The following is a 6,684-nucleotide window of genomic DNA, read 5'->3' on the forward strand; positions in this document are numbered from 1 at the left end:
TCGGCCGGGTAATGCTTCATCCCCACGGGGACTCCGTTCTCCTGGACCATCAAGATCCAAGTGTCTCCGGTGTCCAAAATCCGGGGTCAAGGTCCGTTGAGCTTGCCGAACCGAAGCGAGATGCGGGTCTTGCGGGGGATGTCGCATTCGATGCGTTTGCCGCCGTTGACCGCGGCCCAGTCGCATTGGTCGCGGGGGCGGCCCTCTTGACCGCGTCGAAGGTGGCGGTGAGCCGGTCGACTCCGGGGCCGAAACCGATGGACTAGCCCTCGTGGTGCTGGTCGTAGAGGTCTTTGAGTCGCCTGAAGCGGGCGTGGTCGATGGCGGTGCCGAGGCGTTCTGCCCAGGCCGTGTCGGAGCCCGCGTAGCCCTGGGTGGAGCGGTTGGCCAAGGCCCGGGTAACCGCGTGCTTGAGCTGGATCCCCAGCGCAATCTCCGACAGGACGTGGATCTTCGCGCTGCGGCGCCGCTCCTCGGCCTCGATGAGGTCGAGCTGGTGGTGAGCACCGTCGACCGGGCGGATGTGGGCGTCTACCAGGGACCGGGTCCCGCCCTGGACCAGCGCAAACCGCAAGAATACTTCCCATCAGGTGGCCCTCTGGCACACCTTGGTTGGCCTCTGGCTCGGCGTGGTTTCGGTCAACCGGTACACCGTCAGGCGAGCAGGGCAAATAGCCGTAAGCAGTCAACATCCCGAGCAAACCAGCGCGATTCTGCGGAGAATTCAGTCGGTTTGGATCGATGCCCGACGCATGTCTTGATCACGCCATGCCAACCTCAGAGGTTCCTCAACTCAGTAGGAACGCGCAAAGGTTCTTGGTTTGCTCAGCGCCGTAGCTAAATGGGAAGAGCAAGTGGGGGAAAAGATGCCGAAGGCGTCAACGGTCGTCTGTGGCCTTGCGGTAGCCGTGCTGGTCTCCAGCGGTGGTCTCGCTGTGGCGGCGGAGCCTGATTCGGCGGCGGGTGACACCTCGCTCGTGGAGACGGCGGCTCCGGCCCAACCCGAAGAGGGCGATCTCGTCGAAGGTGCTCCGATCTCTGATGCGCCCGCTCCTTCAGAGACGGAGAAGCAGGTGGAGAAGTCACCCGACGCAGTACCGCCGCGGCGCGGGTGCGAGGCGGGTTGGCGTTACTACGCCAGCGCCAAGGGCAAGGACTATCACAAGGGGGTTGGAGCAGAGCAGGCCAACTACAACCGGACCTCGCGGACAGCGAAGTCGACTTTCACCTCGGAAGTGGCAGGGACCGTCGGTGTCGCCGTCAGTGGTGAACTCAAGGTCGGTGTCTCAGTGGCGCTCACCTCGGTTGAGAGTAAGTTCGGGGTGGACGTCTCGGCGCAGTTGACCACCAAGATCGGCAATCGCATCAGTGTCGACACCCCGTCTCGCAAGACCACCCATGCGCGCTACGGGGTCTACCGGCTCAAGTCCACGGGATACAGCCAGTACGTCTACGTCGACTGCGGGCAGGGTGCCAAGAAGCCCGTGACGCTCTACACTCCCCGCCGTCTCGGCTGGTACATCTGGGAGAGCTGACATGACGCGCGAGAATTCCTGGAGACTGACCGCTGCCAGCACGGCGATTGTGGTGTCCCTGGCCGCTTGCACCTCGGGGACATCTGACGCTCCAACACCCGCGCGGCCCACAGCCACTACGCAGGGTCCCAGTCAGGCCGCTCCCGCGCCCACCGCGCGGCCCGCGGACCTGAGCCCACCGAAGCTGGACGCGGACGAGGCCCTTGCCGGCAGTGCACAGCCCACCCGAGGCAACGCCAGCATGGAGTACACGCCGGGGAAGAAGGGCAAGGCCCTCATCGTCGCCGTCCGCTGCCAGGGCAAGGGAGAGATCAAGGTCACGGTGCCGTCCGTCCACGTCACATTCCCGCTCACCTGCGTCGAAGGCGAGGCCAGCACCACCTACAACCAGGTGGCCGTCAAGGGAGCGGAGCGCGGCGGCACCGTGTCCATCGAAGCGCCCTCCACAATCCGCTGGTCCCTCACGATCGGCCGAGGCACTCCTGCTGAGACAGAAACTCCCCGCTCCACCTGAAGCCAACCAAAGGCCTTGACTCCTTGCTGGACCCCGCGGTACTGCCACCTCCATGGCCGCCTCGGTAGCGGGTGCCTTCACCACCGCCCACGACTCCGACGGCGGTCTGGTCGAGGACACCGCTCTCCCCGGGAGCTTCGTCATGCGCCAGAACCACAGCCTGGCAGGTGCACCCAGGAGGGCGGTTTCACCTGCTGGCCGAGGACGAGGGGTGACTCTTCGCCCGTGCGGGTGGCGGCCATGTTCTAATCGCCGGATGACGAAGATCGAGTCAGGGCTGATACGACGTTGGCTGAACGGCTGGACCGTGGCCCGCTTGCTGCCCGAGGCCGAGCCGATCGGGTTCAACGGAGACGGCCTGCGGTCCAGGTGCGACCAACCCGGCCGTCAGGTCGAGGTGTTCGCGCTGAGCGCGGACGAGGAACCCGAGTCCTTGGCACGACTGGCGGCAGCCGTCGCCGTCGCGAGGCAGACCACCTGGCTGACGGTACCTACGCTGCACCCAGGCACCGTCGAAGCCACCCTCGGCGTAGCCGGACTGGAGTTGGTCCACCGGTCCGAGTGGTTCATGACGACCGATCTGACCGAGCACCCGCAGTACGCACCCGCCGCGCCGTATGAGCGGGAGGTCCACACGGACGGACCAGTCACGGTCGTCTCCCTCCGCAGTCCTTCAGGAGAGGTGGCTGCGCGTGGCTCCATCGCCGTGGTCGGCACCGATGCGATCGCCGATCGCATCGAGACGGACCGGGCGCACCGCCGACGCGGCCTGGGGCGCGCCGTGATGAGCTCTCTGGCGCAAGCCGCCGTCTCCCAGGGCGCCCACAGCGGGCTTCTCATCGCCAGCGAGGAGGGCCAACACCTGTACGCCTCCCTCGGCTGGCACCACACGGCCGACGTCCTGATCGCCCGAGGGCCAGTGGCCTCCTCCAACCGGTAAACCGGACACGCCAACCGACCACCATCGGCTTCGTCGAGCTGCTGACCGCCGATGACGTCGATCGCGCCATGAAGGACGCCGCTACCGGCATGACCCTGGTGGCCATCAACTCCGTCACCGGCTGCGCGGCCGGCATGGCCCGGCCCGGCGCGCGGCTCGCCCTCTCTGGCGACGCCAAGCGCCCGGACCGGCTGCTCACCGTTTTCGATGGGCAGGACGTCGAAGCCACCGCCCAGATGCGCTCCTACTTCCCCGACATCCCCCCGTCCCACCCCTCCTTCGCGCTCTTCAAGGACGGCGAACTCGTCCACTTCATCCCCCGCCACCGCATCGAAGGCCGCGACGCCGAGAGCGTCGCCGCCGAACTCGAAGCCGCTTCAACGAGTTCAGCGAGTAGGAGCCCCGCCTCCCGAGCCCACCTGCTCTGCCCGGCCCGCGTTCCCCAACCCCGCGGCGCCGGGCCCGGACGACCGCCCGGGAGCAAGAACCGTCACCCTGCACCCCGCTACGACGTCGGCAAAACCGCCAAACGCCCCGAGACCCTCAAAGGCATCGGCAAACCAGGTAGATCCTGTTAGATGCCGACTCCACGACGCCCGAGGGTGAAGATCAGGCTCACCAGACGATGACACCGCCGCCCTCGGCTCTGGCTCGCACGGAAGCGGCAACGATGTTGTTGAAGCATCGGGTGACGTACTCCGCGCCGTAGCCGCTGACTCCACCAAGATGATCGATGTGAGGGCGTATCGCTTCGCACTCGGCTAGGAAGTCGTCGATCTCCCCCGGCTCGACGCGGAGGTTGCCGCCGTCGAGCCGGGGAAAGAAGCGAGCCCCCAGCGCCCGAACCGCTTCAGAGCCCCACAGTTTGCTGCGCGATCTCTCGAATCCGGCCATGGTCTTGCCGTAGTCGTCGGGATCTTCCAGAAGAGTCCACTCGCCGTTGGCTTCGTATACGTAGGTATCCACATTGAGGCTCATGCGCTGATTCTCTGGAGCAGGACCGTGCCGCGTCGACTGGATTGCAGCTGCCGCGACAGCGCCACGGCTGTCGCACAGGGCAGCTACTTCGAGATCCCGGTAGCTCTGCGTCATGCCAGAAGATAGAGAACAAGCCGAGGAGCCACTTCCGATGCATCCATGACAAATAGGGACGGAGATGGATCTTCGATGGTGACAGCCTCTTCGGACACGACGCCGAGACACCACCCGAGCCTCCAGTCACGCCTGGGGCGCGGCTCGTTAGTGTGTGCGGGTCAGAACAACATAACTGGGACGTCACGACCGGTAAGCGCGCCGCATCGTCGGTCTTCTGTCCCTCAATCAAAAATCGGGAGCCTCTGTGCCCACTTCCCCGGTGAGAGTCCACCACCACTCCGCCGCCCATTGGCAGGTCACCTTCGACAACCCGCCTCTGAACCTGATCGACCCGGAAGTCATGGCCGGCCTGCGGGATGTCCTGACCCGGCTGGAGAACGACCGGGGTGTGAAGGTCGTCGTCTTCGACAGCGCTGATGACGAATTCTTCCTGGCGCACTACGACGCGGTCCGGGCGGCCGAGATGCCCACCGACGCAGGCCCCACCGGCCTGCCGCCCTGGCCGGACATCGTGGTACGCCTGGCACGGGCTCCCTTCGTCAGCATCGCGTGCCTGCGCGGTCGCGCACGGGGCGCGGGAAGCGAGTTCGCCCTGGCGTGCGATCTGCGTTTCGCCAGCATGGAGAAGGCGGTTCTGGGTCAGCCAGAGGTGGGATCGGGCGTGGTCCCGGGTGGCGGCGCGATGGAGATCCTGCCCGCTCTGGTCGGACGCTCACGCGCTCTGGAAATCGTACTGGGCTCCGAGGACTTCGACGCCACGACGGCAGAGCGGTACGGGTGGGTGAACCGGGCCCTGCCCGACGCCGAACTCGACACCTTTGTCGACGGCTTCGCCTCACGGATCGCCCGCTTCGACCAGAACGCGCTGTCCACCGCCAAGGACATCATCAACCGCCGGTCGGCATTCCCGCTGGAGGACATCGTGGAGTCCGGTCAGGCGCTCCGCACGGCCGCGGCCTCGCCGAACGGCCGCGCGAGGCTGACCGAGTTGCTCGCCCGCGGCATGCAGCAACGCGGACCGTTCGAATTCGACTTCGGCGCCGAACTCGGACGAGACGACAGTGCGTCAGGGAACCGGGCTCAGTAGCCGGACGTCCCGACGGCCCATCCGGTCAGGCCGGACGCAGGCCGTCACTGCTTCAGACCCCGGGTGATGCCTGGACGTGGCACGCTGAGTGACCTGCCCTAAAGGTGCTATCGGCGTACGGTGTCCGCATGCCCGGGAACAGGGTGCTCCGGCTGAGGCTCGTCGTGGTCGCGGACGACGACACGGGGCCGGTACCGGGATCGCGGTGGTCCCCTGATGCCTTCGGCGAGGCCGTCAGCGGTGTTCTGCTCGTCGGTGCGCCGGTCACGGCACTGGCGGCGGATGCGGGGAGCGCGGGAGAGAACCGAGGCGATGCAGGCCGGCGTGACGTCCAGATGCCCGCAGTGCGGCGCGTCGTGGACGGTCGGGGTCGGACATCCCACCTCGGCAACCTCCTGCTCTCCCGTGATGCCAGGCATGCTAGAGATCACTTCGGCGAGTTCGTGCCCGCGAGACCGGACCGCCATGAGCTTGTCGATCTCGCATCGCCCCTGCCTGCCACTGGCCCCGTCGAGTACCCGCCCGGTCCGCTGGCTCGACGAGCCCGTCAGGTCGCCGGTGGTATCGCTGAGTTCAGGAGAAAGTCAGCGCCCTCGATGAGCGTTGCGCCCTCTGGCGGGACGGCGCGCGGGCTGGCGACCATCGGCCCGCTTCAGACGTGCGGCAGCTCCCTGGCCGGAGTGGGAGCTGTAGCTGGCGGTACTGCCGGTGCTCGCGTAGTTCCGCGTGGAACTTTCGGTGACGGTCTGGGTCAGGAGCTGGCGCATGCCGTAACGAGCCATGTGCATGTGGCTGCTGGGATAGCCCGTGATGTACTGCAGGCAGACGGCTTTCATCAGAGCCGGCACGCGGGCGTCTCGGGCGGCGTCGTACTGCAAGGAGAGTGCCTTGAGGTACATCTCGTCCACGAGATGGGCGTCGGAGGCGGTCACCCCGGCGATCAGGAAGATGTTCGCGCACTCCTGCTCGTAGGTGTGGCGCTGCAAGCCGTGGAGGTCGTGGAAGAGAATGCAGGCCTCCACCACCTTGTCGATGTAGGAGCGGTCCCAGAGGCTGCTGTGGATGCCGTTGGCGCATAGGAGCGCATACAGGGTGGCACGGATGAAGGAGTCGTCCGCGCGGAATCGGGCATAGGCGTCATAGGCAGCCGGGTCCGTGAGGACCGCCCCACCCAGCTGTCTTGCGAGACGGACCTTGTCGTGCGTGGTGGCGAGCTCCTTCTCCAGGCCTCGGGCAAGCAGGTGTTCCGCCTCACGGTCGCCCCCGGCCAGACGGCTGATGGTTTCACCGATCGTCTCCGCGAATACCTCGCAGTCCAGGACTTCCGGCTTCCCCTGCTCTTCCAGGAGCCACGGCCGGTCATGGGACGCCCCGTAGACGACGTAGCGGACGCAGTCGGTCTCGTCCTCACCCACGAGCCAGTGAGCCTTTTCCAACCTGGTTCTGAAGTGCGGCTGTTGGGCTGACAACATGGTGAAGCCCCTGGTAGATGGGTTTTCGACCAAGAAAACCA

The 6,684-nt window shown here is 66.3% G+C and carries 8 protein-coding genes and 2 pseudogenes; 6 read left to right on the plus strand and 4 right to left on the minus strand.

What is annotated here, in order from left to right:
• Nucleotides 1-262: 262 nt before the first annotated feature.
• Nucleotides 263-574, minus strand: a complete 312-nt coding sequence (locus tag ACFYMC_RS29325) for a hypothetical protein (protein ID WP_388531072.1) — start codon at nt 572-574, stop codon at nt 263-265.
• A 292-nt stretch (nt 575-866) separates the two neighbouring features.
• On the opposite strand from ACFYMC_RS29325, the gene ACFYMC_RS29330 reads away from it, so the two are divergent.
• The 5 genes and pseudogenes from ACFYMC_RS29330 to ACFYMC_RS29350 all read left to right on the plus strand — a co-directional run.
• Nucleotides 867-1,535: a hypothetical protein gene (locus ACFYMC_RS29330; protein WP_388531075.1), complete on the plus strand. Its 669-nt coding sequence runs from the start codon at nt 867-869 to the stop codon at nt 1,533-1,535.
• Between the two features lie 241 nt (nt 1,536-1,776).
• Complete coding sequence (locus ACFYMC_RS29335; RefSeq protein ID WP_388531078.1) at nt 1,777-2,049, plus strand: hypothetical protein; 273 nt, start codon at nt 1,777-1,779, stop codon at nt 2,047-2,049.
• Nucleotides 2,050-2,305: 256 nt separating this feature from the next.
• Nucleotides 2,306-2,989 carry a GNAT family N-acetyltransferase gene (locus ACFYMC_RS29340; protein WP_388531081.1) on the plus strand — a complete coding sequence of 228 codons (684 nt, stop codon included), beginning with the start codon at nt 2,306-2,308 and terminating at the stop codon, nt 2,987-2,989.
• A 68-nt stretch (nt 2,990-3,057) separates the two neighbouring features.
• Nucleotides 3,058-3,306: pseudogene (locus ACFYMC_RS29345) on the plus strand (BrxA/BrxB family bacilliredoxin); the annotation flags it as partial.
• 93 nt (nt 3,307-3,399) lie between these two features.
• Nucleotides 3,400-3,567: pseudogene (locus ACFYMC_RS29350) on the plus strand (transposase); the annotation flags it as partial.
• A 37-nt stretch (nt 3,568-3,604) separates the two neighbouring features.
• Here ACFYMC_RS29350 and ACFYMC_RS29355 read toward each other — a convergent pair.
• The gene (locus ACFYMC_RS29355; RefSeq protein WP_388531084.1) at nt 3,605-3,967 is read right to left on the minus strand and encodes a hypothetical protein; all 363 of its coding nucleotides are present in this window, start codon (nt 3,965-3,967) and stop codon (nt 3,605-3,607) included.
• Nucleotides 3,968-4,328: 361 nt separating this feature from the next.
• Here ACFYMC_RS29355 and ACFYMC_RS29360 point away from each other — a divergent pair, with 361 nt between their 5' ends.
• Nucleotides 4,329-5,171 carry an enoyl-CoA hydratase/isomerase family protein gene (locus tag ACFYMC_RS29360; protein ID WP_388531087.1) on the plus strand — a complete coding sequence of 281 codons (843 nt, stop codon included), beginning with the start codon at nt 4,329-4,331 and terminating at the stop codon, nt 5,169-5,171.
• A 107-nt stretch (nt 5,172-5,278) separates the two neighbouring features.
• On the opposite strand, the gene ACFYMC_RS29365 is transcribed toward ACFYMC_RS29360, so the two are convergent.
• Together ACFYMC_RS29365 and ACFYMC_RS29370 are read right to left on the minus strand one after the other, a co-directional pair.
• Complete coding sequence (locus tag ACFYMC_RS29365) at nt 5,279-5,590, minus strand: hypothetical protein (protein WP_388531090.1); 312 nt, start codon at nt 5,588-5,590, stop codon at nt 5,279-5,281.
• A 165-nt stretch (nt 5,591-5,755) separates the two neighbouring features.
• On the minus strand, nt 5,756-6,684 hold a 929-nt coding region (locus ACFYMC_RS29370), incomplete at its 5' end, for a hypothetical protein (protein ID WP_388531094.1).

The organism is Streptomyces sp. NPDC006879 (genome assembly GCF_042869595.1).
Lineage (GTDB): Bacteria > Actinomycetota > Actinomycetes > Streptomycetales > Streptomycetaceae > Streptomyces.

What these genes read in the sequence shown, in the direction of transcription:
- ACFYMC_RS29330 (WP_388531075.1), top strand. Translation starts at nt 867, where the DNA reads ATGCCGAAGGCGTCAACGGTCGTCTGTGGCCTTGCGGTAGCCGTGCTG.
- ACFYMC_RS29335 (WP_388531078.1), top strand. Translation starts at nt 1,777, where the DNA reads ATGGAGTACACGCCGGGGAAGAAGGGCAAGGCCCTCATCGTCGCCGTC.
- ACFYMC_RS29340 (WP_388531081.1), top strand. Translation starts at nt 2,306, where the DNA reads ATGACGAAGATCGAGTCAGGGCTGATACGACGTTGGCTGAACGGCTGG.
- ACFYMC_RS29355 (WP_388531084.1), bottom strand. Translation starts at nt 3,967, where the DNA reads ATGAGCCTCAATGTGGATACCTACGTATACGAAGCCAACGGCGAGTGG.
- ACFYMC_RS29365 (WP_388531090.1), bottom strand. Translation starts at nt 5,590, where the DNA reads ATGCCTGGCATCACGGGAGAGCAGGAGGTTGCCGAGGTGGGATGTCCG.